The 25,411-nt window shown below is 68.5% G+C and carries 22 protein-coding genes and 1 tRNA gene; 9 read left to right on the forward strand and 14 right to left on the reverse strand.

Features of this window, described 5'->3' with window-relative positions; all coding sequences use genetic code 11:
* The gene (locus BMZ38_RS14160; protein ID WP_091339536.1) at positions 1-960 is read right to left on the reverse strand and encodes an acyl-CoA desaturase; all 960 of its coding nucleotides are present in this window, start codon (positions 958-960) and stop codon (positions 1-3) included.
* Positions 961-1,129: 169 nt separating this feature from the next.
* Between BMZ38_RS14160 and BMZ38_RS14165 the strand changes: the two genes are divergently transcribed.
* Positions 1,130-2,023 carry a DUF3034 family protein gene (locus BMZ38_RS14165; protein WP_091339054.1) on the forward strand — a complete coding sequence of 298 codons (894 nt, stop codon included), beginning with the start codon at positions 1,130-1,132 and terminating at the stop codon, positions 2,021-2,023.
* A gap of 15 nt (positions 2,024-2,038) precedes the next feature.
* A complete protein-coding gene (locus tag BMZ38_RS14170) occupies positions 2,039-2,533 on the forward strand; it encodes a group I truncated hemoglobin (protein ID WP_091339056.1) in 495 nt (164 codons plus the stop codon).
* A 128-nt stretch (positions 2,534-2,661) separates the two neighbouring features.
* Here BMZ38_RS14170 and ychF read toward each other — a convergent pair whose 3' ends face one another.
* The 8 genes from ychF to BMZ38_RS14210 form a co-directional block, all read right to left on the reverse strand.
* Positions 2,662-3,753, reverse strand: coding sequence for a redox-regulated ATPase YchF (ychF, locus tag BMZ38_RS14175; protein WP_091339059.1), 1,092 nt, complete (start codon positions 3,751-3,753; stop codon positions 2,662-2,664).
* Positions 3,754-3,859: 106 nt separating this feature from the next.
* Positions 3,860-4,441, reverse strand: a complete 582-nt coding sequence (gene pth / locus BMZ38_RS14180) for an aminoacyl-tRNA hydrolase (RefSeq protein WP_091339062.1) — start codon at positions 4,439-4,441, stop codon at positions 3,860-3,862.
* A 51-nt stretch (positions 4,442-4,492) separates the two neighbouring features.
* A complete protein-coding gene (locus tag BMZ38_RS14185; protein ID WP_091339065.1) occupies positions 4,493-5,140 on the reverse strand; it encodes a 50S ribosomal protein L25/general stress protein Ctc in 648 nt (215 codons plus the stop codon).
* A 143-nt stretch (positions 5,141-5,283) separates the two neighbouring features.
* Positions 5,284-6,222 (reverse strand): ribose-phosphate diphosphokinase, encoded by a 939-nt coding sequence (locus tag BMZ38_RS14190; RefSeq protein WP_091339068.1) that lies wholly within the window; start codon positions 6,220-6,222, stop codon positions 5,284-5,286.
* Between the two features lie 48 nt (positions 6,223-6,270).
* Positions 6,271-6,347 (reverse strand) — tRNA-Gln (locus tag BMZ38_RS14195).
* A 45-nt stretch (positions 6,348-6,392) separates the two neighbouring features.
* Complete coding sequence (gene ispE / locus BMZ38_RS14200) at positions 6,393-7,799, reverse strand: 4-(cytidine 5'-diphospho)-2-C-methyl-D-erythritol kinase (RefSeq protein WP_091339071.1); 1,407 nt, start codon at positions 7,797-7,799, stop codon at positions 6,393-6,395.
* 4 nt (positions 7,800-7,803) lie between these two features.
* Positions 7,804-8,433, reverse strand: coding sequence for a lipoprotein insertase outer membrane protein LolB (gene lolB, locus BMZ38_RS14205; RefSeq protein WP_091339074.1), 630 nt, complete (start codon positions 8,431-8,433; stop codon positions 7,804-7,806).
* On the reverse strand, positions 8,430-10,178 hold the full coding sequence (locus BMZ38_RS14210) for a tetratricopeptide repeat protein (protein ID WP_091339077.1): 1,749 nt from the start codon (positions 10,176-10,178) through the stop codon (positions 8,430-8,432). Before BMZ38_RS14210 ends, lolB begins: the two co-directional genes overlap by 4 nt.
* A 96-nt stretch (positions 10,179-10,274) precedes the next feature.
* Between BMZ38_RS14210 and hemA the strand changes: the two genes are divergently transcribed.
* From hemA to BMZ38_RS14225, 3 genes are all read left to right on the forward strand, one after another.
* On the forward strand, positions 10,275-11,540 hold the full coding sequence (hemA, locus tag BMZ38_RS14215) for a glutamyl-tRNA reductase (protein WP_091339079.1): 1,266 nt from the start codon (positions 10,275-10,277) through the stop codon (positions 11,538-11,540).
* Positions 11,541-11,618: 78 nt separating this feature from the next.
* Positions 11,619-12,695, forward strand: coding sequence for a peptide chain release factor 1 (gene prfA / locus BMZ38_RS14220; RefSeq protein WP_091339082.1), 1,077 nt, complete (start codon positions 11,619-11,621; stop codon positions 12,693-12,695).
* A gap of 309 nt (positions 12,696-13,004) precedes the next feature.
* The gene (locus tag BMZ38_RS14225) at positions 13,005-15,155 is read left to right on the forward strand and encodes an O-linked N-acetylglucosamine transferase, SPINDLY family protein (protein ID WP_175483756.1); all 2,151 of its coding nucleotides are present in this window, start codon (positions 13,005-13,007) and stop codon (positions 15,153-15,155) included.
* Between the two features lie 36 nt (positions 15,156-15,191).
* Here BMZ38_RS14225 and BMZ38_RS14230 read toward each other — a convergent pair whose 3' ends face one another.
* From BMZ38_RS14230 to BMZ38_RS14240, 3 genes are read right to left on the reverse strand one after another with little or no spacing between them, the layout of a single operon-like run.
* Entirely contained in the window at positions 15,192-15,458 is a 267-nt protein-coding gene (locus BMZ38_RS14230) for an acylphosphatase (RefSeq protein ID WP_091339086.1), read from the reverse strand.
* Between the two features lies 1 nt (position 15,459).
* Complete coding sequence (locus BMZ38_RS14235; RefSeq protein ID WP_091339089.1) at positions 15,460-15,927, reverse strand: TlpA family protein disulfide reductase; 468 nt, start codon at positions 15,925-15,927, stop codon at positions 15,460-15,462.
* Positions 15,924-17,192, reverse strand: a complete 1,269-nt coding sequence (locus tag BMZ38_RS14240; protein ID WP_091339092.1) for a YihY family inner membrane protein — start codon at positions 17,190-17,192, stop codon at positions 15,924-15,926. Before BMZ38_RS14240 ends, BMZ38_RS14235 begins: the two co-directional genes overlap by 4 nt.
* Positions 17,193-17,267: 75 nt before the next feature.
* Here BMZ38_RS14240 and wrbA point away from each other — a divergent pair, with 75 nt between their 5' ends.
* The 3 genes from wrbA to BMZ38_RS14255 all read left to right on the forward strand — a co-directional run bounded on the left by wrbA (position 17,268) and on the right by BMZ38_RS14255 (position 20,142).
* Positions 17,268-17,882, forward strand: a complete 615-nt coding sequence (gene wrbA, locus BMZ38_RS14245) for an NAD(P)H:quinone oxidoreductase (RefSeq protein ID WP_091339095.1) — start codon at positions 17,268-17,270, stop codon at positions 17,880-17,882.
* Complete coding sequence (locus BMZ38_RS14250) at positions 17,879-18,229, forward strand: DUF2069 domain-containing protein (RefSeq protein WP_091339098.1); 351 nt, start codon at positions 17,879-17,881, stop codon at positions 18,227-18,229. Before wrbA ends, BMZ38_RS14250 begins: the two co-directional genes overlap by 4 nt.
* Before the next feature lie 278 nt (positions 18,230-18,507).
* Entirely contained in the window at positions 18,508-20,142 is a 1,635-nt protein-coding gene (locus BMZ38_RS14255) for an acyl-CoA dehydrogenase family protein (protein ID WP_091339101.1), read from the forward strand.
* A gap of 108 nt (positions 20,143-20,250) precedes the next feature.
* Here the strand turns inward: BMZ38_RS14255 and BMZ38_RS14260 are convergent, their stop codons facing one another.
* Entirely contained in the window at positions 20,251-21,372 is a 1,122-nt protein-coding gene (locus tag BMZ38_RS14260; RefSeq protein ID WP_175483755.1) for a right-handed parallel beta-helix repeat-containing protein, read from the reverse strand.
* A 276-nt stretch (positions 21,373-21,648) separates the two neighbouring features.
* On the opposite strand from BMZ38_RS14260, the gene BMZ38_RS14265 reads away from it, so the two are divergent.
* On the forward strand, positions 21,649-22,134 hold the full coding sequence (locus tag BMZ38_RS14265) for an asparaginase domain-containing protein (protein WP_091339107.1): 486 nt from the start codon (positions 21,649-21,651) through the stop codon (positions 22,132-22,134).
* Between the two features lie 424 nt (positions 22,135-22,558).
* On the opposite strand, the gene BMZ38_RS14270 is transcribed toward BMZ38_RS14265, so the two are convergent.
* Positions 22,559-24,913 (reverse strand): protease pro-enzyme activation domain-containing protein, encoded by a 2,355-nt coding sequence (locus tag BMZ38_RS14270; protein ID WP_091339110.1) that lies wholly within the window; start codon positions 24,911-24,913, stop codon positions 22,559-22,561.
* Between the last annotated feature and the right edge of the window lie 498 nt (positions 24,914-25,411).

Genomic DNA, 25,411 nt, shown 5'->3' on the forward strand with positions numbered 1-25,411 from the left:
TCAGCACTCCGCCTTGTGCAGCACCCAGGCGGGCACCGGCTTGAGGTCGCGCACCAGCCCGAGCATGGCCATGAACTTCAGGCCGTACCAGGTCAGGTCGATCTCCCACCAGCGGAAGCCTTGCCGCGCGCTGCCGGGAAAGAAGTGGTGGTTGTTGTGCCAGCCCTCGCCGAAGGTGAGCAACGCCAGCCAGGCGTTGTTGCGGCTGTCGTCACGGGTGTCGAAGCGGCGCGAGCCGAAGCGATGGGCCAGCGAATTGATGCTCACCGTGGCGTGGAACAGCACCATGGTGGAGATGAAGAAGCCCCACACCAACATCTGCCCGCCGCTGGTGCGCAGTTGTGGCGCCACCTGCGCCAGCAGCGCGCCGAGGCCGTACAGCGAGATGGCAAGCAGCACGGGAATCGCGATGTCGTAGCGGTCCAGCCAGCGAAGTTCCGGATAGCGCGCCAGGTCCGGCACTCGTTCGAGCTCGGTGCGGAAAGCCTGCGGCGTGAGGAACCAGCCCATGTGGCTCCACAGGAAGCCGCGTCGGGAGGGCGAATGCGGATCGGCCTCCGTGTCGGCGTGGCGATGGTGGTTGCGGTGGTGCGCCGCCCACCATAGCGGTCCGCGCTGCACGCAGGCCGCGCCGATGCAGGCGAACACGAATTGCACGGCACGCGAGGTACGGAAGGTGCGATGCGAGAAATAGCGATGGTAGAAGCCGGTCAGCGCGAACATCCGCAGCGCGTACAGGGCGGCGGCGACCGCCAGCGCAACCGGCGAGACGCCGGTCCACAGGGCGCCCAGGCAGGCCAGGTGCAACAGCGCGAAGGGAACCGCCCGCACGAGGTCGATGCGCTCGCTGCCGGCCTGGCCCCCGATCGCCCGGTCCTCGCCCGCATCGAACCATTGGCGCAGGCTGCGGAGATGGCGTCCGGTGCGGGAGCGGCTTGCGGGTAGGGCGTTGGGCTGCATGACGGGATCCGGTGTCTGGATGCCCTGCATACGTATCGGCGTTGTGAATGGATGCACGCGCGTTGCCTGCAATCGGCGGCGCGAGTGGGTGATGCATCCGTGCGCCGTTCTCGACCGTATCTGTGTCGACGGCGCGCTTGCGCATCGATGGGACGACACGGGAGACAGCATGCACAAACTACGGGAAGTCCAGACCGCCGCGCTCGGCGGATTACTGTTCTTTGCGCTGACGCGGCCGTGCCCGGCGATCGCGGAAGAGGCGGGCACCAGCGGCAAGCTTCTGCTCACCGGCGGCGTGAGCCAGGTCGAGGGCGCGGCCGGCGGCGGCCTGACGCCGTGGGCGGTCATCGGCGGCTACGGCACGCGCGACCAGGTTGGCGCGAACGCCTTCTATACGCGGGTGAACCTGCCCGACTACCACCTGGACGACGCCGGCGTGATGGTCGGCCTGTACGACCGCGTCGAGCTTTCCTACGCGCAGCAGCGTTTCAACACCGAAGACGTCGGCACCGCGCTGGGGTTGGGCCACGGCTTCACCTTCAGGCAGGACGTGGTGGGCGTGAAGGTGCGCCTGTTCGGCGACGCGGTGCTGGAACAGGACAGCTGGCTGCCGCAGGTCTCCGTCGGAGCGCAATACAAGAAGAACAACCAGGACGCGATCGTGAAGTTCGTCGGCGCCAGGCGCTCGCAGGGCACCGACTACTACATCGACGCGACCAAGCTGTTCCTTGCCCAGAGCCTTCTGGTCAACGCCACGGTGCGGTTCACCAAGGCCAACCAGATCGGCATCCTCGGTTTCGGCGGCGACAAGCACAATGGCTACCAGGCCGAGCTGGAAGGTTCAGTGGCCTACCTGCTGAGCCGCCAGTGGGCGATCGGCGCGGAGTACCGCATGAAGCCGGACAACCTCGGCATCGCCAGGGAGGACGATTGGTACGACGCCTTTGTCGCCTGGGCGCCGAGCAAGCATGTCTCGCTGACGGTCGCCTATGCCGACCTCGGCAACATCGTCATCAAGGACCACCAGCGGGGCCTGTACGCCTCCGTCCAGGTCGGCTTCTAACCCAAGGGGATTTCCATGACCAAGCACAGGTTGCTTTTCCTCGCGCTGCTCGCCGGAACCTCTGTCGGCGCGGCGCACGCGCAGAACGCGCCGATGCGTGGCGCAGCGATGCAGGCCGCGCCGGCCGTCGATCCCGCGCCGCGCGATCCGGCGCTCAGGCCGGTGTTCGAAACCTTCGGCGGCAAGGCCGGACTGGTCGCGCTGGTGGACGATTTCATGGCCAACCTGATGGCCGACCCACGCACGCGCCCGTTCTTCGCGCCGGTCGACCGCGAGCACGTCAAGACCGAGCTGGTCGACCAGTTCTGCGTGATCCTCGATGGACCGTGCACCTACACCGGCAGGAACATGGAACAGGTGCACCGCGGCCTGGACATCCACCGCAGCCAGTTCAACGCGCTGGTGGAAGACCTGCAGAAGGCCATGGACAAGCACCGCATCCCGTTCCGCGCGCAGAACAAGCTGCTGGCCAAGCTCGCGCCCATGCACCGCGAGGTGGTGACCAAGTAGGCACCGGGGCCGTCTGGCCACGTGAACCAGGGCGCCGCGGCCTGGCTAGCCGACGGCGCAAAGGGCTGGCGACCGCACGCTTTCCGGCAGCCGCACCTGGCGGCTGGATCGGGTCCGCGGCGCTCTCTTCAGACGTTGAACAGGAAGTGCAGCACATCGCCGTCCTTGACGATGTAGTCCTTGCCTTCCTTGCGCAGGCGACCCGCCGCGGCGGCGCCGGCCTCGCCCTTGTACTGGATGTAGTCGTCATAGGAGACGGTCTCGGCGCGGATGAAGCCGCGCTCGAAATCCGTGTGGATCACGCCGGCCGCCTGTGGCGCGGTGGCACCCTTCTTCACCGTCCAGGCGCGCACTTCCTTCGGGCCAGCGGTGAAGTAGGTCTGCAGGTTGAGCAGCTTGTAGCCGGCGCGGATGACTCGGTTGAGGCCCGGCTCGTCCAGGCCGAGGTCCTTGAGGAACTCGTCGCGGTCGGCGTCCTCCAGCTGGGCCATCTCTTCCTCGATGGCTGCGCACACCGGTACCACTTCGGCACCCTCGCTGGCCGCACGCTCGCGCACGGCATCCAGGTGCGGGTTGTTTTCGAAGCCGTCCTCGCGCACGTTGGCGATGTACATCAGCGGCTTGAGCGTGAGCAGGAACAGGTCGCGCACCAGCGCCTTCTCCTCGTCGTCAAGCTCCACGCTGCGCGCGGACTTGCCCTCGTTCAATGCGGCCGCGAGCTTCTGCAGCACCGGCTTCTTGGCCAGCGCCTCCTTGTCGTTGGCCTTGGCGGCGCGCTCGGCACGATTCAATGCCTTCTCGACCGAGTCCAGGTCGGCCAGCGCCAGTTCGGTGTCGATCGTCTCGATGTCGGCGATCGGGTCGACCTTGCCGGCCACGTGAACGATGTCGCCATGCTCGAAGCAACGCACCACGTGCGCGATCGCGTCGACCTCGCGGATATGCGCCAAAAACTTGTTGCCCAGGCCCTCGCCCTTCGACGCACCGGCGACCAGGCCGGCGATGTCGACGAACTCGACCGCGGTCGGAATCACCTTCTGCGGATTGACGATGGCCGAGAGCGCGTTCAGCCGCTCATCGGGCACCGGCACCACGCCCACGTTCGGCTCGATCGTGCAGAACGGGAAATTGGCCGCGGCGATGCCGGCCTTGGTCAGCGCGTTGAACAGGGTGGACTTGCCGACGTTGGGCAGGCCGACGATGCCGCATTTGATGCCCATGGTGACTCCGGATGTCTGTCTTCGTGGCCGACGCTTCCGCGGAAGTCATCTGGCCGGTTGTCGGGTGGCGGCCGCCCGCCTGCGGCGCACGGTTACCGTGCGGCCATCATGGGCCGGCCGTATGCAACTGCTGCATTGCCTTGTCGAACTGCCCGGACACCGCCAGCGGCAGCACGTCGAGCGCGCGGCCGATGCCGCCGAGGATCGCGTCCTCGTCCTGCGCCGACGGCTTTCCGAGCACCCAAGGCGTGACCTTGTCCTTGTGGCCCGGGTGGCCGATGCCGATGCGCAGGCGATGGAACTTGCCGTGGCCCAGGTGCTGGATCGTGTCGCGCAGGCCGTTCTGGCCGCCGTGGCCGCCGTCGAACTTGATCCGTACGGTGCCCGCGGGCAGGTCGAGCTCGTCGTGCGCCACCAGGCACTCGTCCGGCTCGATCTTGTAGTAGCGCAGCGCGGATGCGACCGCAATGCCACTCTTGTTCATGAAAGTGGACGGCTTGAGCAGCCACACGCTGTCGCCGCCGATGCGCACGCGGCAGGCCTCGCCGTGCAGCTTGCCGTCGAAGGCGAAGCGCTCGCCCTGCCCCGATGCGAGGGCGTCAACAAACCAGAACCCGGCGTTGTGCCGGGTCCGGAGGTATTCGGCGCCGGGATTGCCCAGGCCGACGATGAGCCGCAAACCAGCCATGCCGTGCGCCGATCGCCGGACCTTCCGCAGATCGGAAGGTCCGGCTGGGGCTTACTTCTTCTCGGCGGGCTTGGCTTCGGCCTCGGGCGCCGCCGCTTCAGCGGCCGGCTCGACCTCTTCCTTGACCGTGTTGGCGGTGACCACGGCGATGTCGTGGTCCGCACCCAGGTTGAGCGCCGGCAGGCTCACGCCCTTGGGCAGCTTGACCTGCGACAGGTGGACGATGTCGCCTGGCTTGAGGTCGGCCAGGTCCAGCTCGATGAACTCGGGCAGGTTGCCCGGCAGGCAGGACACTTCCACTTCCGTCAGGTTGTGCGAGATCACCACGCCGGAGGTCTTGCCGGCCGGGGACTTCTCCTGGTTGAGGAAGTGCAGCGGCACGTTCACGCGGATCGCTTCGTTCTCGTTCACGCGCAGGAAGTCCATGTGCAGCATCTGCTGCTTGAACGGGTGCTTCTGCCAGTCGCGCACCAGCACCTTCTGCACCTTGCCGTCGACGTTCAGGTCGAGGATCGAGGAGAAGAACCACTCGTTCTTGGCGGCGAGCAGGATGGTGTTGTGCTCGATCTGGATGCTCTGCGGCGGCTGGTTCGCGCCGTAGACGACGGCAGGCACCATCGCCGCGTGACGCAGGCGGCGGCTCGCACCTTTCCCCTCGTCCGCGCGGTTCTGTGCCTTGATTTCATGAATCTGGGCCATTTCGTTTACTACCTTGGTTGTGTTTTGCCCGCCTCGCGGCGGACGGATGACTCCCCCGCGACCAGGGAAGTCCGTTACTTCCACGCGGCATCCTGCCGCGAAAAGCGAAGATCAAAACCGCCCATCCTGGGCGGACTCCTAACTCAGTCCACGTAAAGCGAACTCACCGACTCGCCGAAGGCGATGCGGCGAATGGTTTCGGCCAGCAGCTCGGCGACCGAGAGCTGGCGGATCTTGCTGCAGCCCTGCGCCTCGGGGCGCAGCGGCAGCGTGTTGGTGACCACCAGCTGGTCGAGCTGGGAGTTCTCGATGTTGCCGATCGCCGCGCCGGAGAGCACCGGGTGGACACAGTAGGCGACCACCTTGCGCGCACCGCGCTCTTTCAGGGCGGCGGCGGCGGCGCACAACGTGCCGGCGGTGTCGACGATGTCGTCGACCAGCACGCAGGTCTTGCCGTCGACCTCGCCGATGATGTTCATCACGGTGGCGACGTTGGCCTTCGGGCGACGCTTGTCGATGATCGCCAGGTCCGCGTCGTCCAGCCGCTTGGCGATGGCGCGCGCGCGCACCACGCCGCCGACGTCGGGGCTGACCACGATCAGGTCGTCCATCGAGTGGTTGCGCCAGATGTCCGCCAGCAGGATCGGCGAGGCATAGACGTTGTCCACCGGGATGTCGAAGAAGCCCTGGATCTGGTCGGCGTGCAGGTCGACCGTCAGCACGCGGTCCACGCCGGCGGTGCCGATCAGCGTGGCGACCATCTTGGCAGTGATCGGCACTCGGGCCGAGCGCGGACGGCGATCCTGCCGGGCGTAGCCGAAGTACGGCATCACCGCGGTGACGCTGGCCGCCGAGGCGCGCTTGAGCGCATCGACCAGCGCAAGCATCTCGATCAGGTTCTCCGCGCTGGGCGCGCCGGTCGGCTGCAGCACGAACACTTCCTGGCGGCGGACGTTCTCCTCGATCTCGATCTGCACTTCGCCGTCGCTGAACTTGCCGACCAGCGCCTTGCCCAGCGGCACGCCGAGTCGCTGCGCGACGTCCTCGGCCAGGGCGCGATGGGCATTGCCGGTGAAGAGCATCGGGGTGGACGTGTCCACGGTGATTCCTCGAAGAAAGCCATTCATGAATGGCTGGGGCGGCAGGATTCGAACCTGCGCATGCGGGAATCAAAATCCCGTGCCTTAACCAGCTTGGCGACGCCCCAGTGTCTCGTTTGCAGGCCGTCGTCCTGACCACCTGTCGTTCTGCTTCATGCCCGCAACGGTTGCTCGGGCATCGCGCTCCGGCCGCGATGGCGCGCCAGGGCCCGATGCAACGGCGAGACCTCGACCCCCGCGGCCAGCTGGGCCACGAACGCCGCGGGACACTCCCGCACCACCTTGCGCGCCTGCGCGAGCGAAGCGGTTTCCAGGAACACGCACCCGCCGCTGCCGGAAAGCCGGGCGCGGCCGAAGCGCGAGAGCCAGTCCAGCGCAGCGGCCACCCTGGGGTGTCGCGCACGCACGACCGGCTCGAACGCGTTCTCGACCGTTTCGCCGGAAGCAAAGGACGAAATTGTCGCCGGCGGCGCATTTCGTGTCAATTCAGGCGCTTGAAACAAGGCCGCGGTGGGCACGTGCTCGCCGGGGTCGAGCACCACGTACCAGCGCCGCGGCAGCACGGCGGGCACCAGCCGCTCGCCCACGCCCTCGGCCCAGGCCGAGCGGCCACGCACGAAGACCGGCACGTCGGCGCCCAGCCGATGCGCCAGCCCGGCCAGCGCATCCTCGGTGAGACCGCAACCCCAGAGGTGGTTGAGCGAGACCAGCGTGGTGGCGGCGTCGGAACTGCCGCCGCCGAGGCCGCCGCCCATCGGGATGCGCTTGTCGACCAGGATCTCGGCGCCCTGCGCCACGCCGGCTTCCGCCTGCAGCAGGCGGGCGGCACGCACCACCAGGTCAGCCTCGGCCGGCACGCCGGGCACCTCGTTGGCACGCACGATCCCGCTGTCGGCGCGCACGCGCACGCGCAGCTCATCGCCCCAGTCGAGCAGGCGGAACACCGTCTGCAGGTCGTGGTAGCCGTCGGCGCGTCGGCCGACGATGCGCAGGAACAGGTTGAGCTTGGCCGGCGCGGGCCAGGCGGTCCACTCCTTTACCGAAGGAGCGGCCAGATCACGCGACATGAAGACGCGCAGGTCGTCCGGGAAGCCGTTTTCGCGGTCACGCTCGCGTGCGCGGGCGAATGCCGGCTCGTCTTTGTCGACCACGGCGAAGCCGTGTCTCTCATAGAACGGCGCGTTCCACGGCACGTCGCCCAGCGTCCCCAGGCCTACCGCACGGTAGCCTGCCGCACGCGCCCAGGCGCAGGCGTGCTCGAGCAACGCCGCGCCGATACCGCGGCGGCCGTGCGACGGCAGCACGTCGATCTCGGCGACCCCGATCATGCCTTCGCCCATCGTGTCGTCCAGCCACACGAAGCCCACCGGCGCGTCCTGTTCCAGCGCAACCCAGACCAGGCCGCGGGCGGTAGCCACTTCCAGCAGCTCCGGCGGAATCGCCATGGCGGCGTAGGCGCTCCAGGCGCGATGGCCGCGGAACAGTTCCACCGCCGTGCGCTCGATCGCGCACAGCGCCGGCACGTGCGCCGCCGTGGCGCGTGCGATGGTCACCGCCATCGCGTCAGCGTCCGCAATCGACGCATGGTCCAGCGCCGAGCTGGAAGCTGTCGATCGACAGCTTGACCTTGTACGGCGGCTGGCTGGCGAAGACCTTCTGCGGCAACGGCGGCTGGTGCTCCAGGTCCCAGGCTCGGTAGTCGACGGTCCAGCCGTCCTGCATCAGTAGCGAGGGCAGCTGGCGTTCGCCGAAGCGCAGCTCGGCCGGCGAGCCGGCGGCACGCAGGCCGAGCACCCACGCGCGCAGATCCTCGAGCGGCACTTCCCAGCCCAACGCCTTGCGCATCAATGTCTCGGCGTCCGGACCGCGCAGCGGGCCGCCCTCAATGCCTTCCAGCAACGCCCCATCGGAGCCGCCGCTCAGGCGGAAACTCTTGCCGGTGATCGGCGCGCGCAGCTCGAAGTCGTAGTGCGCGCCATCCTGCGTCCAGCGCAGGCTGCCGCTGCCGCCGTCGTGCCCATCGGATACGGCGAGGTGGCCTTCCAGCGTCCAGCGGTCGACGCCCGCCAGCTGTCGTTCGCGTGCGGCCTGCGCGGCGAGTGCAGCCTCGTCGGCCGGCTTGCGCACCGGCACCGGCGCACAGGCGGCCAGCAGCAGGCCGGCTGCTGCGCCCAGGAACAGGACGCGCTTCATGGCTTGAGCCGCCTCAGGGTGTCGCGCAGGCTGGCGTTGCGCGGATCGAGCTTGCGTACCTGGTCGAACACGTGCTGGGCGTCCTGGCGCTTGCCGAGCTTCCACAGCACTTCGCCCAGATGCACGCCGACATCGGCGTCCTTCGCCGCGCCCCAGGACTGGCGCAAGCTGCGGGCCGCCTCGTCCAGGTGGCCCAGACGGTATTGCAGCCAGCCCCAGGAATCGGCGATCGCCGGGTCGTGCGGCTTGGCCGCGCGCGCCACCTCGATCAGCTTCTTCGCCTCCGGCAGGTCGCGACCGGCGTCGGCCAGCGTGTAGCCCAGCGCATTGCTGGCATCGATGTCGTCCGGCTTGAGCCTCAGCAGGTGGCGGAAGTCGGCCACCGCCTGGTCGATCGCACCCGCCTCGGCATACGCCAGGCCGCGCCCATAGAGCAAGCCCGGGTCGTCAGGCAGCACCTGCAGGGCGTGGCCATAGGCCTTGGCCGCCTGCGCGTAGTGCTGCTCGCGCATGTACAGCTCGGCATCGGCCTGCCAGGCGCGGCGCAGTTCCTCGGGCTGGTCGAGGTAGGCGGTTTCCAGCTGGTCGAGCAGCGCGTGGGCGTCGTCGACCTTGCCCTGCGTGTGCAGGATCACCGCACTGCGCAGGTCGGCGTCGAAGGCGTGCGGATCGTCGTCGCCGACCTGGTCGTACCAGGCCAGCGCCTCGTCGTTGCGATCCTGCATCTCGGCGAGCTGGCCGAGCAGGAAGGCGCTGCCCTCGCGCACGTCGGCCGGCGCCTGCTTGAGCTGGCGGTACAACCTGGCGATCGCCCGCTTGTCGTGCGCCTGCGCGGCCAGGCCGGCACGCAGGGCATAGGTCTCGGCGCTCTGCGGGCCCTCGTCGAGCAGCTTGGCGGCGGCCTTGTAGTCGCCGCCCTGGCTGAGCAGGCTGGCATAGGTCAGGCGCAGCTGCACGTCCCGCGGCGAGCGGGCCAGCGCCTGCTTGAGCAGGTCGGCGGCACCCTTCTTGTCGCCGCCCTTGAACTTCATCTGCGCCGCCCAGGCGTAGGTCTCGGTGTTGTGGAAGCGCGCCACCGCGGCGTCGGCGATGCGGCTGGCGTAACCGGCCCGGCCGAGCTTCTCGCCCAGTTCGCTCATTGCAAGCCAGGCCTGCGGATCGGCCGGCAGCCGCTCGGGCGTGGCCAGGGTTTCGAGCAGTTGGCCAGCCTGTGCCGGGTCGCGTGCGCTGATCAGCGCGCGGCCGAAACGCCGCCACACATGCGCATCGCCACTGGCTACCAGGCGCTCCAGCTGCGAGCGAGCGCCGGCGGTGTCGCCGGTGGACAGCGCCAGTTCGGCGCAGGCCTGGGCCAGGTCCGCCGCGCCCGCGCCGAGCGCCTGCCAGCGATCGATCGCGCGTTGCGCGGCGGCCTCGTCACGCACCGCCAGGGCCAGCTCCGTGGCGCGCTGCGCGACCTTTGGGTCTTCCGACAACGCCATCGCGCGGTCGTAGTGGGCGGAAGCATCCTTGAGTTCGTTGCGCGTCAGCGCCATTTCGCCCGCGAGCAGCTGCGCCAGCAGGTCGTGTTCGGCGTCCGGGGTGACCACGGTCAGGCGGTCCAGCGGCTGCTTCGGAGCCGGCGATGCCGCCTTGCCGCCGGGCACGCTGGCGCAGGCGGCCAGCGCCAGGGCGCAGCCGGCCATGCCTGCAAAATGCCGCAGTTGCTTGAACTTGACCTTCACGCTCAGCACACTAGTCCCCATCCCATCGTCCGTCCGGCCCGTACCTGATCGCGCCCGGTACCGAAAGCTTAGCCTACGCCGCCGCGGATACCCCGTCGTCAATTCGCAACCCACGCCATGCCGCTGATCGCCCTCGGGCTCAATCACCTCACCGCGCCGGTCAGCCTGCGCGAACAGGTGGCGTTCGATGCGGACGCCGCCGGCGAAGCGCTGCGCGAGCTGAAGGCGGAACCCGGCGTGGAAGAGGCGCTGATCCTTTCCACCTGCAACCGCACCGAGCTTTACGTAGGCGTTGCCGAGGGAGCGGAACAGGCGCCGCAGGCGTGGCTCAACCGCCACCATCGCTTGACCCCGGGCAAGCTGGACGAGTTCCTCTACCGGCATGACGAAGACGCCGCGGTGCGCCACATGTTCCGCGTCGCCACCGGACTGGATTCGATGGTGCTGGGCGAGCCGCAGATCCTCGGCCAGGTCAAGGACGCCTACCAGCTCGCGCGCGATGCGCAGGCGCTGGGTGCGCCGCTCGATCGGCTGCTGCAGCACACCTTCGCCGTCGCCAAGCGCGTGCGCACCGACACCCGCATCGGCGCCCACACGGTCTCGGTGGCGTTCACCGCGGTGCGCCTGGCCGAACAGGTGTTCACTGACCTGAAGCAGGCCTGCGTGTTGCTGATCGGCGCAGGCGACACCATCGAGCTGGCCGCGCGCCACCTGGTCGACAAGCGGGTCAGCCGCCTGATCGTGGCCAACCGCACGCTGGAGAACGCACAGGACCTGGCCAGCCGCTACGGCGGGTACGCCATCGCGCTGGCCGACCTGCCGCAGCATCTGGCCGAAGCCGACATCGTGATCTCTTCCACCGCAGCGCGGCAGCCGGTGGTGACCCGGGCGATGGTCGAGCCGGCCGTGGCGGCGCGCAAGCGCAGGCCGATGTTCATGGTCGACATCGCCGTGCCGCGCGATATCGACCCGGAGGTGGCCGCGCTGGAAGACGTCTATCTCTACGGCATCGACGACCTGCAGCAGGTGATCGACAACAATCGCCGCTCGCGCGAGGCATCGGCCCGCGAAGCCGAGACGATCATCGACCTGCAGGTGGACCGCTACATGGCCTGGCGCCGTGCGCTCACCCTGCGCAATCCGGCAGTCGACCTGCGCCAGCACGCCGAGCGTTACCGCGACGAGGTGTTGCTCAAGGCGCAGGCCATGCTCGCCCGCGGCAAGTCGCCGGACGAGGCGCTGGCCTTCCTCGCCAACACGCTGACCAACAAGCTGCTGCACCATCCCAGCGCGCGCCTGCGCGAGGCCGCGCTGAACGGCGACCTCGACCTGCTGCACGCGGCCGGTCGGCTGTACGGCGAGTCCGAGCCGAAGGACGAGTAGCGAGGGCGGCTGGCTGCCGCACTCCGCTTCCTGACCGGCACCAGCCGGCCTCTTCCCACTCGTGCCACCCTTGCCGCCATGACCCCATCGATCCGTCGCAAACTTGAATCCCTGGCCGAACGCCACGAGGAGATCGGCCTGCTGCTCGCACAGCCGGACGTGCTCGGCGACGCCAACCGCTTCCGCGAGCTCTCGCGCGAATACGCGCAGATCGAGCCGGTGGCCGCCGCCCTGCGCGAGCACGACGATGCCGAGCGTGAACTGGCCCAGACGCGCGTCATGCTGGCCGACCCGGAACTGCGCGAGATGGCCGCCGACGACGTCGCGCGGCTCGAAACGCGGCTGCTGGAACTCGACGGCGAACTGCAGATCCTGCTGCTGCCCAGGGACCCGCGCGACGAAGCCAATCTGTTCCTCGAGGTGCGCGCGGGCACCGGCGGCGACGAAGCGGCGTTGTTCGCCGGCGACCTTTTCCGCATGTATGCGCGCTACGCCGAGCGGCGGCGCTGGCACGTCGAAGTGCTCAGCGAGAACGCGGGCGAGCATGGCGGCTACAAGGAGATCGTCGCGCGCATCGAGGGCAAGGGCGCCTATTCGCGGCTGAAGTTCGAATCGGGCACCCACCGCGTGCAGCGCGTGCCGGAAACCGAATCGCAGGGACGCATCCACACCTCTGCCGCCACCGTCGCGATCCTGCCGGAGCTGGACGAGATCGAGGACATCCAGATCAACCCGGCGGACCTGAAGACCGACACTTTCCGCGCGTCGGGCGCCGGCGGCCAGCACGTCAACAAGACCGACTCGGCGATCCGCATCACGCACCTGCCCACCGGCATCGTGGTCGAGTGCCAGGACGAGCGCAGCCAGCACAAGAACCGCGCCCGCGCACTGTCGCTGCTGAAGGCGCGCCTGCTCGACGAGGCACAGAGCAAGCAGGTCGCCGCACAGGCGCAGGAACGTCGCCTGCAGGTCGGATCGGGCGACCGCAGCCAGCGCATCCGCACCTATAACTTCCCGCAGGGCCGCATCACCGACCACCGCGTCAACCTGACCCTGTACCGTCTGCCCGAAGTGCTCGCCGGCGACCTGGACGAGCTGGTCGACACGCTCACCCGCGAACACCAGGCGGACGAGCTGAAAAACCTCGCCTCGTAACCGGCCGCCGCGCGAATGCGCAGGCGTGGGGCGCTGGCCTGCGGCCGCGTCGCTCCGCTCGATGCAGCAACGCCTGCGCGACCGCCGGACCAGCCATCGGCAGGGGTTCGCACGGAACGGTCCAGCACCGGGGGCGCCGATGCGCTGCCGCTCTCGAGTAGCGTGCTGACCGCCGGCGTGTGCCGGCGCCAAGCGCTGGTTACCTCCGGTGGACCGGTGCGCATCCTTTTCCATTGGACTGGCGACCATGGCATCCTTGCAGGCAGCCTCAGTGCGGACCAGCGTAGCGGGCTTGGGGAAGCCATAGCGATGACGACAGTTTTTCCGGATGGCTCTGCCGACCGCAAGAGCGCCATGCCGGCAAACGCGCGCGCCGAACTGGAGGCCTTGCTGCAGCGGCTGGGGCATCTGCTGCGCCAGCGTGCCGGCGGCGACGCCGAGGCCCTCGCCGCACGTTCACGCCAGGTGTTCTCGCGGTCCGGCGAGCTGGCGCGTCTGCACGGCATCGCCCTGATGCAGCTCGGCCGTCGCCAGGAAGGACTGGCCGCACTGCATCGCGCCGCGGAACTTGCCCCCGACAGCGTCGAAGTGCAATGCAATCTGGCCAACGTGGCGGTGGAGGACGGGCGGCCCGAGGCGGCCATCAAGCGCCTGCAAGGCGCGCTTGCGCGCGCGCCCGGTCATCCGGTGGTACTGCAGGCGCTGGGCGTGTCGATGATGGCCGCCGCCCGCTTCGAGGAAGCTCGCGGAACCTTTGCCCAGGCCGTCCGCGCGGCTCCGACACATCCAGGCCTGCGCCTCAACCTGGCGGAGGCCGAGCTGGAACGGGGCGATGCGACGGAGGCGCTCGCGCAGGTGCGCGAAGCGCTGAAGCTGGCGCCTCGCCTGGATTCGGCCCATGAGCTGCTGGGCCACGTGCTGCATGCCCAGGGACACGGTGCCGAAGCCGCCCAGGCCTGGCTCGAGGCCGAGCGGCTGGCGCCGGAGGAACCGCGCCATGCTTTCCAGGCTGCGCGCATGCTGGAGGATGCCGGTGCGCTGGCTGAAGCGTCCGCAGCCTACGCCCGGGCGCTGCAACGAGCACCCCGTTCCGGCCCCGCGCTGAGCCGACTGGCCTACACGCGGCGCCAGCTCGCCGACTGGCGCGAGCAGGAGACGCTGACCGCCCGCCTGCGCGAGGCCGTCGAAGGAGGCCAGCAGGGCATCATGCCGTCCACGCTGCTGGTCGAACCGCTCGACCGCGCATTGCAACGCAAAGCGGCCGAAACCTTCGCCCATCCGATCGACGAGCAGCTGGCGCCGCTGCGCCGGCAACTCGCGTTCGCCCGGCAGCGTCCTGCACCAGCCGCGCCGATCCGTGTCGGGCTGGTGTCCAACGGGTTTGCCGATCACCCCATCGGGCGGGCAGTCGTTGGCCTGGTCGAAGCGCTCTCGGCGCTGGACGGGCTGGACCTGCACCTGTTCGCCACTGCCGCGGACGACGGCGGCGCGGTCCGCCAGCGGCTGGCCGGCGCCGCGAAGATGCATGCGATCGATGCGCTGGCTCCGGCGCAGGCCGCCCGGGAAATCCACGCAGCCGGCATCGAGGTGCTGTTCGACCTCAGCGGCTACGGCGCGCGCACCAACGCCGGGCTGCTGGCGTTGCGTCCCGCGCCGCTGCAGGTGAACTGGCTGGCCTGTCCGGGCACCTCCGGCGCACCGTGGATCGACTACATCCTCGCCGATACGGTGGTACTGCCGCCCTCGCACCGCGCCGACTTCAGCGAAAAAGTGTTACGCCTGCCGCGCTGTTTCGTGCCCATCGACACCCACCCGGACATCCCGCCCGCGCCCACTCGCGCCGAGTGCGGCCTGCCCGAAACCGGCGTGGTCTTCGCCTGCTTCAACGCTACCAGCCGGATCGATCCACAGGCTTTCGCGCGCTTCATGCGGGTCCTGCGCGGCGTACCCGGCAGCATGCTTTGGTTGCGCGCCGGTCCGGATGGCGCCGACGAGCGCCTGAGGGCTGCGGCGGCCGCGCTGGAGGTGCCGCCCGAACGGCTGGCCTTCCTCCCGTCGCTACCGCACGAGCAGTATCTGGCGCGCTACGCGCTGGTCGATCTGTGCCTGGACACCCTGCCGCGCAGCGCGCGCACCACGGCGGCCGACGCGCTGTGGGCCGGCTGCCCGGTGCTGACCTGCGCCGGCGACACCTTCGCCGGCCGTACCGCCGCCAGCCTGCTGCACCACGCCCACCTGTCCGACCTGGTCTACGAGAACGCCGACGATGCGGCGGACAGGGCCGTGAAGCTTGGCCGCGACCGGCTCGCACTCGCCGCCATTCGCTCGCACCTGGCCAGTCTTCGCGTGCAGTCACCCGTGTTCGACACGGCCGGCTTCGCGGCGGACTTCCGCCGCGTGGTGCAGACCATCGGCACCCGCCATCGCATCGGCCGGCCACCGATCGACCTGGATTTCTGAAGACCGGCGCAATCCGGGCCGATGCACCTGCCGCGCCTAGCCAGTGATGAAGGACCGGGCCGCTTCGCCGTCGAAAGGCGCACGCTCGACGCCTTCCACCTCCGCCGCCGGCGGCCCTTGCCACAGCCAGCGTTCCAGCGCATCGAGCGCTTGCGCTTCGCCATGCGCGACCACCTCGACACGGCCGTCCGGCAGATTGAGGGCATGGCCGGTCAGGCCCAGTTCGCGTGCCCGCGCGCGGGTGCTGGCGCGGTAGAACACCCCCTGCACCACGCCGCTGACGAGGAAGCGCGCGGCGGCCATGTCACTTGCCGATCGCAGCGCCCAGCGACTGGCCGGTCACCGGCCCGACGAAACGCTTGGCCACGTGCCCGTCGGGTGCGATCAGGTAGGTGGTGGGCAGGCCACGCGGCTCGTCGAAATCCTTCGGCGCATCGTCCATCGTGACCTGTGCGATCGGGTAGCTGACCGGATGCTTGGCCAGGAAGGCCTGGATGTCCGCCTTGTCGCTGTCCTCGTAGGCCAGGCCGACGGCACGCACGTCGGCATGGCTGCTGACGAAGCGCGAGATGTCCGGCATCTCCTTGATGCACGGCACGCACCAGGTCGCCCAGAAATTGACGATCACCCAGTGCCCGCGCTGCGCGGCCAGGTCGAACGGCTTGCCGTCGAGGGTGGTCACCTTCAGCGACGGCTGCGCGGGCATCGCCGCCTGCGCGGTGGCCGCGGCAACAAGCAGGCACGCGGCTAGGGCGAGGGATGAAATCTTCATGCCGTAAGGTTCTCCGGACCGGAAGGGGGCTCGGCGGGAAAGGTCTGGTCCAGCCGCGTGCCGAGGGTTGCGTCGAGCATCCGCGCCACTTCGCCGAGCAGTTCGATCAGCGCCGGCGGCAGGTCGATGCCCAGCGCCCGCGCTTCCTGCATGGGGTTCAGCGGCAGGCGGTAACTGGTGTGACGATACACCCGCAGCAGGTCGGTACTGTCGAGGCTGCGGCTGAGCAGCCAGCCGCCGGCCTCGCCCCGCTGGATCAGGTCCGCGCGCTGCAGGTCGTCAAAGTAACTTGTGATGCTGGCGCTGCGCAGGTAGGGCTCCTGCAGGCGGATCGTCGCCGGGTCCACGCTGGACCCCTGCCGCTGCGACTCGACGAAGTGCCGCAGCACCACCATCAGGCCGAGGAACTCGGCGCCTTCCGGCAGCGTCTCGGCGGGCGCGTGGTATTCGTAGGCCGACAGCGAAGCAGCCACCGAGGCACCGAGGATAGCGATCACCCACGACAGGTAGATCCACAGCAGGAAAATCGGGATCGTCGCCAGCACGCCATAAATCTGCTGGTAGCTCTGCGCGTTGCTGATGAACAGCGTGAAGCCCCAGCGCGCCACCTCGAACATCACCGCGCCGAGCAGCGCGCCAATCGCCGCGTCGCTGCGGCGCACCCTGCAGTTGGGAACCGCCGCGTACATCAGCCACAGCGTGACGAAGGTGACCACGAACGGCAGCACGCCCAGCAGCCGCTGTCCGAGCCCGAGCTGCGCATAGGCGCCGGCCAGCAGCGGCATGGCGATGACGTAGGAGGTGACCGCGATGCCGCCGACCGCCAGGATCGGTCCCAGGGTCAACGCGGCCCAGTACAGCAGCAGGCGCGAGCCCCAGCTGCGCGGCTGGTGCACGCGGAAGATGCGGTTCAGGCGGTCCTCGATGCTGACCATCATCGACAGTGCGCTGAACAGCATCACCAGGATGCTGATGCCGGTCAGCTGGCTGGCGTTCGCGGCGAAATCCTGCAGGGTCTTCTGCACTTTCGCGACTGTCTCGGGCAGGAAGTTCTGGAACACGAAGTCCAGCAGCACATCGCGCGCGCCCTCGAACACCGGGAACACCGACAGCATCGCCAGCACCGCCACCATCAGCGGCACCAGCGACACCAGCGTGGTGTAGGACAACGCGCCGGCGGTCTCGAAACACTTGTCGTCGATGAAGCGCTGCCAGATGAAGCGGCTGAAACTGAGCGCGCGGTCACGGTCGAAACGCCAGGCCATGGGCGGCACCATCAAGCGGAAGGCGGCCGCTACACTACCCGATCGCCGGTGAACGCCCAACCGAACCTAAGGCCTATGACCCCGGAACCTGTCAGACACGCGATCCTGGTCCTCTACTACAGCCGCAGCGGGCACACCGCCCAGCTCGCGCGGCTGATCGCCCGCGGCGTGGAAGAGGCCGGTTTGGAGGCGCGCCTGCGCCAGGTGCCGCCGGTGGCGCCGGTGACCGAGACGGCGCAACCGCCGGTACCGGACGAGGGCGCGCCGTACGTCAGCCGCGCCGATCTCGCCGAGTGCGCGGGGCTGGCGATGGGCAGTCCCACGCGCTTCGGCAACATGGCCGCGCCGCTCAAGCATTTCCTCGACAGCACCGGCGCCGAATGGGCGAGCGGCACGCTGGCCGGCAAGCCCGCGGCGGTGTTCACCTCCACCAGCACGATGCACGGCGGGCAGGAGTCCACGCTGCTGACCATGGCGCTGCCGCTGCTTCACCACGGCATGCTGCTGCTGGGCATTCCGTTCACCGAGCCGGCGCTGACCGCCACCGGCAGCGGCGGCACGCCGTACGGCGCCAGCCACGTCGCCGGCGCCAAGGGCGACAACGCGATCAGCGAACACGAGCGCGAACTGGCGCGGGCACTGGGCCGGCGCCTGGCGGACGCCGCACGCAAGCTGGCGGCACCGGCATGAGCGCGCCGGTCGGGCTGCCTTACCGCGTCGGCCGTGTCGCGTGGTTCGCGCTGATCGCGTTGCAGCTGCTTTGGCATGGCTGGCTGGTACGCCCGGAACACCTGCCGGCCTGGCTGGTGCTGGCGGCAACCGTGGTTCCGCTGCTGATTCCGTTAACCGCCCTGCCGGACCTGCGCCGCGCGCTACTGTGGGTAGGCATCCTCAGCCTGTTCTACTTCTGCCACGGCGTGGCGGAGGCCTGGAGCGCCCCCACCGAGAAGTGGCTGGCGCTGGCGGAGATCGGGCTGACGTTGCTGCTGATCGTCGCGCTGGGGGCGGGGGTCAAGCGCAGGAAGCCTGGGACCTGAATCCCTCCTTGGAGATAGCCGGGCCGATCGGTACACCTCGCGCCGCTCGGCCTTTCCCGCTTCCGGCAACTCTCCTTTAGGAAATGGGATTAGGGTTGGCGGTTTGAGGGACACCCCGACCCGGGCGCTTCGCGCCAGCGCGAACGGGACTTAAGGAAAGCACCGGGGCAGGAACCGTTCGCCGCGAGCGTAGGCGCGGCGAACGGGTCGAAAGGCCTCTACGTCCCGCCGCGCCTGCCCTGCCTATACTCGCGCGTAACGTCCCGACGGAGCGCGCCATGGATTTCCTGCAGACCGCGCCGCAGCTGGTTCATCCCTACCGCAACGACCGCACCCTGCTGGCCTTGCTGGACCGGGTGATCCCGCCCGACCACCGTCCCGCGCTGGACGCGGATCTCGATGCACTGGGCGACTACGCGCAAATGGCCTGGGAACGCGCCCGTCGCAGCACGCCACGCACGCCGGTCCTCACACGCTGGGATGCCTGGGGCCGCCGCGTCGACCGCATCGAGCTCACCGAGGTTTGGCGCGACGGGCCGCAACTGACCACCCGCCACGCCATCCTTGCCGCCGGCCACGAGGCGCATGAACACGCCCGGCTGGAGCAGTTTGCGCGGGTCTACCTCTACCATCTGGCCAGCGAGTTCTACACCTGTCCGCTGGCGATGACCGATGGCGCGATCGCCGCACTGAAAGCCTCCGGCAACCAGGCGCTCACCGAACGCGCCCTGCCCCGCTTCCTCAGCCGCGACCCGGCCACCTTCTGGCTGAGCGGCCAATGGATGACGGAGACTGCCGGCGGTTCGGACGTCGGCCGCACCGGCACCGTCGCGCGTCGCGACGAGGCCGGCCAGTGGCGGCTGTACGGGCGCAAGTGGTTCAGCTCGGCGGTGGTCGGCGAGGCCGCGCTCGCGTTGGCGCGTCCCGAAGGCGCAGGCGACGGTACGCAGGCGCTGGGGCTGTTCTATGTGGAAACCATGGACGGGCCTTCGCGCAAGCCCCAGCTCGCCATCGACCGCCTGAAGGACAAGCTCGGCACGCGCGAACTGCCCACCGCGGAAATCCATCTCGACGGCCTGCCCGCCTGGCCGCTGGGCGAGCTCGCCCACGGCGTGCGGCAGGTGGCGCCGATGCTCAACGTCACGCGTACCTGGAACGCGGTGTGTGCGGTGGCGAGCATGGCCCGCGCGCTGGCGCTGGCCTGCGACTACGCGGCGCGCCGCGAGGCCTTCGGCCGGCCGCTGATCGAACAGCCGCTGCATGCGCAGACGCTGGCCGACATGCGCGCAGAATTCGAGGGGGCCTTCGCCCTGGCTTTCGAGGTGGCGCAATTGCTTGGCCGCGTCGAACAAGGCCGGGCCGCACCGCACGAAAGCGCGCTGCTGCGCCTGCTTACGCCGCTGGCCAAGCTGTGGACCGGCAAGGCCGCGGTGGCGCTGTGCTCCGAAGCGCTGGAATGCTTCGGCGGTGCCGGCTACATCGAGGACACCGGCCTGCCGCAGCTGTTGCGCGACGCGCAGGTCTATGCGATCTGGGAAGGCACCACCAACGTGCTGGCGCTGGACAGCCTGCGTGCGCTGGCCGAGGGCCTGCCTTCGTTGCGCACCGCGATGGACCTGTGGATGGCCGATTGCCACGAACACGCCGCGCTCGCTCCCGTCGGCGAAGCCTTCGAGGCCACGACACGGCAGGTGGCGGCGCTGGCCGACGATCGCGCATCGCTGGAAGCGGCCGCCCGCGGCATCGCCATCACCCTTGCCCGCACTGCCGCCGCTGCGCTGCTGGTGCGACAGGCGACCTTCGCCCACGACCGCGGCGACATGCGCGCCGGCGCCGCGCTACGCCGGTTCGTCGCGCACGGATTGCTGCGCCTGGTGGCGCCTGACACCGCCGACACCCGGCTGCTGGTTTGAGTCGATCCGTCGCCGCCGTGCGTCCGGCGACGCGGCGCACCCAAGGAAAAGCCCGGCGCAAGGCCGGGCTTTCCTATCGTCTGGCAGCTCTCGTTGCCCGCTGTGCGCTTACTGCCCGGTGAGCAGGTTGCCCGACAGGGTGATGTTGCTGGTGGTCGAGGCCACCGACAGGTCACGCGTGGCCGAACCCTTGGTCGAGGTCGGGCTGACGTAGCGGGTGCTGTTGAAGGTGATCGAGTTGTTCACCACGGCGAAGTCGTGCGTGGTGCTGTTGAGGCCGACACCCGCCAGCCCGTTCTGGTTGAACGTATTGCCCACCAGGTTGCCGAACGTCGCACTCACCGACAGCGCGCCGTAGCCGTGGTTGTTCTTGAGCGTGCTGCCGACCACGTCCAGGTTGGCCACGTAGGCGTGCATTTCCAGCCCGTTGCCGACGTTGCTGGACAGGTTGCTGTTCTCGATGCGCACGTAGGTGGCGCCCAGCTTGCCCGGTTCGATGTCGATGCCCGCCTGCGGCGCGGTGCCGTTCTGCCCGGTGAAGGTGCTGTTGACCACGTACACGCGCTGCGCCGGCGTGATCGACAGGCCCTGGCGCCGGTTGTTGGTGGACACCACTTGGTTCAGCGTCACGTCGCTCGCCTTCACCGTGGTGGTGCCGGACGTGGCAGTGCCGATGAATATGCCATCGCCCCAGCAATTGGAAATGCTGATGTCGTGCACGAACACTTTGGAGGAACCCTGGATGGCCACGCCGTAGCCCCACTGGCCGGTGGTCCCTACGTGCGCCACGCGCTCGCCGATGATCTGGCCGCCGGTGATCTCGACGTTGTTGAGGTTCCACAGCTTGAACATGATGTAACGGTCGCTGCTGTTGGCGATCGCCTTGACCTGGGCCAGGGGATCGAGCTGCAGGCGCATCTTCGAGCGCAGCCTGACCGAGGTCAGCGCGTTGATCATGTAAGTACCCGGCGGCACCACCACCGTGCCGCCGGTGCTCGGTAGCGCGTTGACCGCGGCCTGGAAGGCGGCCGTGTCGTCGTGCACGCCATTGCCGAGCGCGCCCTTGTCGCGGACGTTGACGGAGGCCGTGCCGATGGTCAGCGCGGGAGTGGGGTTCCACCAGTTGGTGGCTGCCGCCGGCAGCGCGATGGCCGACAGGAGCAGCGTGGCAGCGGCCAGCGCCAGCGGCTTCTGGATCAGGGAAAAGCGGGTACGGAGAAGATGACTCATGGGGGTCGGAACCTGCAGGCTCGAGATGGGCGCGTCCGTTCGGGATGCGGCTTCGTTGACGCGAAGCTCACGGAAAAGATGCATGCCCTTCACGTCGGCCAGCAAGCTCGGCCGTAGCGTCAGCCACCGGTTTCTTGATGGCCATCGCAAACTTTTTCCGAATGTGAACGCCCGTACAGCTGCGGGAGATCCCCCCGCCCGTATGCCGTGCGTAGCCGCGGCACATCGCCGGCCAGGTACCGCTAAACTTGCGGCCTTTCCCCATCGATCCCGGCCATGCAGCACCTTTCGATCGTCACCACCGGCGGCACCATCGACAAGATCTACTTCGACGACAAGTCGGACTACAAGATTGGCGCGCCGCAGATCGGCGAGATCCTGAGCCAGCTGGGCGTCGCGTTCGCCTTCGACGTGATCCCGATCCTGCGCAAGGACAGCCTGCACATGGGCGCCGAGGACCGCGCGCTGGTGCGCTCGACCATCGAGGCGCAGCCGCACCGGCACGTGCTGGTGACCCACGGCACCGACACCATGGTCGAGACCGCTCGCGAACTGGCCTCCATCCCGGGCAAGGTGATCGTGCTGACCGGCGCGCTGAACCCCGCGCGCTTCCAGGGCTCCGATGCGGTGTTCAACATCGGCTGCGCGGTCGCCGCGGTGCAGACGTTGCCCGATGGCGTCTACATCGCCATGAACGGGCGCGTGTGGGATCCGGCCAAGGTGCGCAAGAACCGCGACGCGAACCGCTTCGAGCAGGCCTGAGCGGTTGGTTGCAGGTGCAACGAGAGACCGCCGCGAGGCGGCCTCGCCGTACGCGTCGCTGTGTGGCCGCCGTCACCATCGAACACGAAGCGCCGAGCGGGTAGTTCTCGGCGACGAGGAGGCAGCCCCCTCGATGCCGGGCCACGGCAGGAAGCCGCCGGCTTTCCATGCGGCCGGGCGAACCGCCCATGTGCCTGCGCCAACAGAAGCCATATGAAGTTTCCAAAACATGATCGCGTTCGCGCACGCGTTCATTGACGTATATGGGATGTGGCTGACGTAACTTCCTGCGCGCTAATCCCGGCACTGCCTGACGCATTTTCTCTGCTTAAATGAAACACGCCCGGCATGATCCATGCCGGGCGTATTGGATTGCCTTCGGAAAAGGACGCCGGGACCTGACTGCAAGGGCCCCGGCGCAGCCTCACCGCACGGTGAGGGTCACGTCATCGAGCACGAACGAGGTCTGCAGCGAAACATCCTCGGTGCCCTCGAAGCGCAGGGTCACCGTCTGCCCGATGTACTTGGACAGGTTGGCCGTGTGCACGGCATAGCCGGAGACCTTGTTGAGGTTGGAGAAGGTCGCCAGCGTGCCCAGCACCGTGCCGGAGCTGTTGAGCACCTGCACGGTCAGCTTGTCGTACGCGGTCGAGCTGGTGGTCTCGGCCGTGTCGATGTGCAGGTAGTACTGCAGCGTGGCCGAGGTCTTGCCGCCGGGAATGCTGACCTGCTGCGACACCGTGTCGGTATGGCTGCTGCCGTAGCCATCCATCCACGCCTTCCACGAGCCCTGATGCGCCGGTTCCGCACTGCTGCTGTCGATCACGCCGCTGCTGGCGCTCCACGGTGCAGCCGAGCCGGTCTCGAAGCCGGTGTTGCCGAGCAGCTGGCTGCTGCCGCCACCGCCGCCGCTGACGGTCACCGCCTGGGTCTTGCTGTTGCTGGCGCCGTCGTTGTCGGTCACGGTCAGGGTGACGTTGTAGGTGCCGGCCGCGGCGTAGGTGTGGCTCGGGTTGGTCGCGGTCGAGCTGGTGCCATCGCCGAAGTTCCACGAGCGCGAGGCGATGGTGCCGTCGCTGTCGGTGGAACTGTCGGTGAAGTTCACCGTCAGGCCGCTGGCGACGTCGCCGAAGTTCGCCACCGGCGGGTTGTTGGTGCCGCCCCCACCGCCGAGGTCGGTGATCGCGTTGGCCATGATGATGCTGCCGCGGCCACTGGCAAGGTCGTAACCTGCGCCGGCCGCTTCTCCGTTGTTGTTGCCCGAGGTGATGTCGTGGAAGTCGGAGGCGGGCAGCTGGTAGATCAGCGGGCCGGCGAAACCCACGCCGGTGCCCTTGGCGGCAATCACGCGCGACCAGAAGCCCGAGAACAGCGGCGCAGCCAGGCTGGTACCGCCGATCTGCTGGATCGAGCCATTCACGATCACCTTGGACCCGGATTGCGGATCGCCGTCGAAGGCCACGTCGGCCACGCCGCGATGGCTGCCCGACCACAGCGTCTGCCAGCTCGGCTTGGGTTCGAAGGTGCTCTCGCTGCCGCCAGTGGCGCCTTCATTGATGGAAAGCTCGTTCCACACGGTTTCGCCGTTCCAGGTGGTGGTGGAGGCGTCGAGCTTGGTTCCGGCCACGGCGATCACATACTGCGAGGCCGCCGGCCAGCTCGGCGTGGTGCCGCCGGTGCCGCATTCGTCGGCACCGCTGTCGCCGGTGGAGATCGAGAAGGTCTGGCCTTGCGCGACCGCCTGCTGGAAGGCCTGATCCTGCGCCGCAGCCGAGCCGTCGCCCTGGGCGTCGGTTTCGCACTCACCCAGCGACACGTTGATGATCTTGGTCGTGTTGTCCGAGACTGCCTTGTTGATGTCGGCGGTGAGGTTGGCGTTGGACAGCGTGGGGATGTTGTAGAAGATCAGCTTGCCGACCTGGCCGCCGGCCATGCCCACGATGTCCTGGCTGTCCAGGTTCCACTCGCCGACGCCGCTGGTGTCCGAGCTGGTGCCGTTGGTGTTGATGGTCTGCGTGGTGACCGTCGCCAGCCCGTTGTTCGAGGTGAAGGTGTTGAGGTCGGTGATGGTCTGGCTGAGGCTGCCCTGGGTGATGATTCCCACCGTGACGCCCGCGCCGGTTGGCGCGCCGCTGCCGCCATAGATCGACGCGAACTCGGTCGGGTTGTGGCCGGTCACCGCCTGCGGGCTCAGGCCATTGCCATGGAACTGCACGACCGTATGCGCCTGGTGCACGTTCTGCAGACCGATGACGGACAGCACGCTGTCGGCAATCGAAGCCGGCACACGCGGCTCGCTGGTGTTCATGAAGGCGGCGCGGCCGTGCTTGTCGCGCACCTGGGCGAAATGCGTGCCGAAGGCGGCGGCGGCCACGTCGGCGCTGCCGTCGGCCGAGACCAGCAGGCGGTTCGGGGCGATCTGCACGTTGCTGAAGCCGGCCTGCCGCAGGTAGTTGGCGACCGCGTCGGCCTGGCTCTGCGTCGGGGAATGGCTGGCGCGGAACTGCTGCGGGGTCATGTGGCGCTGTGCGACCAGCAGGCTGGGCGAATGCGCCGCCGCAATGAACTGTTGCAACCGGGCCTGGTTGCGCAGTTTCAGCGCCACCTCGATGTGCAGCGGCTGCGAGGCCGGAAGCTGTCCCACGACCGCCTCGTCGCGATGCAGCTGCGGAACGTGGCCGAGCGTGACCATCGCCGGCTGGGTAACGGCCGCGGCCGAACCGGCGACCGCCATGCCCAGCGCGGCCGCCAGCAGCTTGATACGAACATCTGTTGCCATGTCGAACTCCTGTCTTTTTGCGGGCCGAGCGACACCGATGCGGTCGGCCGACCCCATGCGAATTGCCGCACGCGTGCGGCGCCTTGGTTGATTGCAGCGATCCCGCCTTCGAACGGACGCTTTCCCCCCTTTCCCTGGAGCGTCACGCTGCGCTGTTGAAGGAGGCGCCCGCGTTCTGGTGCAGGTGCCGCCGACGGATGCCGGCTGCCTGCCATGGCGGTCGACCCGTCGAAATTAGGGCCTCGTAAAATAATCGGTCAATAGGAAAAATACCCGAACGAAGATATTCATCATGTATTTACATGCGCATTATCTTTCGATTTATTTTCTATTTAGGTCGCATGTAAATTCGTTGCCGCCCGCGTCCGACTTTTCAATATCCATGCTGTTGCAGTCCGCCCATGCCAAAAGAAAAAGGCCCGGCCAATGGCCGAGCCTTTTTCACCGCCAACCACACGTGCCGGCGCAACCGATCCTTGCGCCAGGCGCGGGAGGCGG

The organism is Frateuria terrea, from assembly GCF_900115705.1.
GTDB lineage: Bacteria > Pseudomonadota > Gammaproteobacteria > Xanthomonadales > Rhodanobacteraceae > Frateuria_A > Frateuria_A terrea.

Bases quoted from the DNA above. Each gene is read 5' to 3' on its own strand.
- ychF (WP_091339059.1), bottom strand. From the start codon at position 3,753: ATGGGCATCAAATGCGGCATCGTCGGCCTGCCCAACGTCGGCAAGTCC.
- wrbA (WP_091339095.1), top strand. From the start codon at position 17,268: ATGACCCCGGAACCTGTCAGACACGCGATCCTGGTCCTCTACTACAGC.
- BMZ38_RS14240 (WP_091339092.1), bottom strand. From the start codon at position 17,192: ATGGCCTGGCGTTTCGACCGTGACCGCGCGCTCAGTTTCAGCCGCTTC.
- BMZ38_RS14235 (WP_091339089.1), bottom strand. From the start codon at position 15,927: ATGAAGATTTCATCCCTCGCCCTAGCCGCGTGCCTGCTTGTTGCCGCG.
- lolB (WP_091339074.1), bottom strand. From the start codon at position 8,433: ATGAAGCGCGTCCTGTTCCTGGGCGCAGCAGCCGGCCTGCTGCTGGCC.
- pth (WP_091339062.1), bottom strand. From the start codon at position 4,441: ATGGCTGGTTTGCGGCTCATCGTCGGCCTGGGCAATCCCGGCGCCGAA.
- hemA (WP_091339079.1), top strand. From the start codon at position 10,275: ATGCCGCTGATCGCCCTCGGGCTCAATCACCTCACCGCGCCGGTCAGC.
- BMZ38_RS14225 (WP_175483756.1), top strand. From the start codon at position 13,005: ATGACGACAGTTTTTCCGGATGGCTCTGCCGACCGCAAGAGCGCCATG.
- BMZ38_RS14250 (WP_091339098.1), top strand. From the start codon at position 17,879: ATGAGCGCGCCGGTCGGGCTGCCTTACCGCGTCGGCCGTGTCGCGTGG.
- ispE (WP_091339071.1), bottom strand. From the start codon at position 7,799: ATGGCGGTGACCATCGCACGCGCCACGGCGGCGCACGTGCCGGCGCTG.
- BMZ38_RS14165 (WP_091339054.1), top strand. From the start codon at position 1,130: ATGCACAAACTACGGGAAGTCCAGACCGCCGCGCTCGGCGGATTACTG.
- BMZ38_RS14185 (WP_091339065.1), bottom strand. From the start codon at position 5,140: ATGGCCCAGATTCATGAAATCAAGGCACAGAACCGCGCGGACGAGGGG.
- BMZ38_RS14265 (WP_091339107.1), top strand. From the start codon at position 21,649: ATGCAGCACCTTTCGATCGTCACCACCGGCGGCACCATCGACAAGATC.
- BMZ38_RS14190 (WP_091339068.1), bottom strand. From the start codon at position 6,222: ATGCTCTTCACCGGCAATGCCCATCGCGCCCTGGCCGAGGACGTCGCG.
- BMZ38_RS14230 (WP_091339086.1), bottom strand. From the start codon at position 15,458: ATGGCCGCCGCGCGCTTCCTCGTCAGCGGCGTGGTGCAGGGGGTGTTC.
- BMZ38_RS14255 (WP_091339101.1), top strand. From the start codon at position 18,508: ATGGATTTCCTGCAGACCGCGCCGCAGCTGGTTCATCCCTACCGCAAC.
- BMZ38_RS14270 (WP_091339110.1), bottom strand. From the start codon at position 24,913: ATGGCAACAGATGTTCGTATCAAGCTGCTGGCGGCCGCGCTGGGCATG.
- BMZ38_RS14210 (WP_091339077.1), bottom strand. From the start codon at position 10,178: ATGGGGACTAGTGTGCTGAGCGTGAAGGTCAAGTTCAAGCAACTGCGG.
- BMZ38_RS14260 (WP_175483755.1), bottom strand. From the start codon at position 21,372: ATGAGTCATCTTCTCCGTACCCGCTTTTCCCTGATCCAGAAGCCGCTG.
- prfA (WP_091339082.1), top strand. From the start codon at position 11,619: ATGACCCCATCGATCCGTCGCAAACTTGAATCCCTGGCCGAACGCCAC.
- BMZ38_RS14160 (WP_091339536.1), bottom strand. From the start codon at position 960: ATGCAGCCCAACGCCCTACCCGCAAGCCGCTCCCGCACCGGACGCCAT.
- BMZ38_RS14170 (WP_091339056.1), top strand. From the start codon at position 2,039: ATGACCAAGCACAGGTTGCTTTTCCTCGCGCTGCTCGCCGGAACCTCT.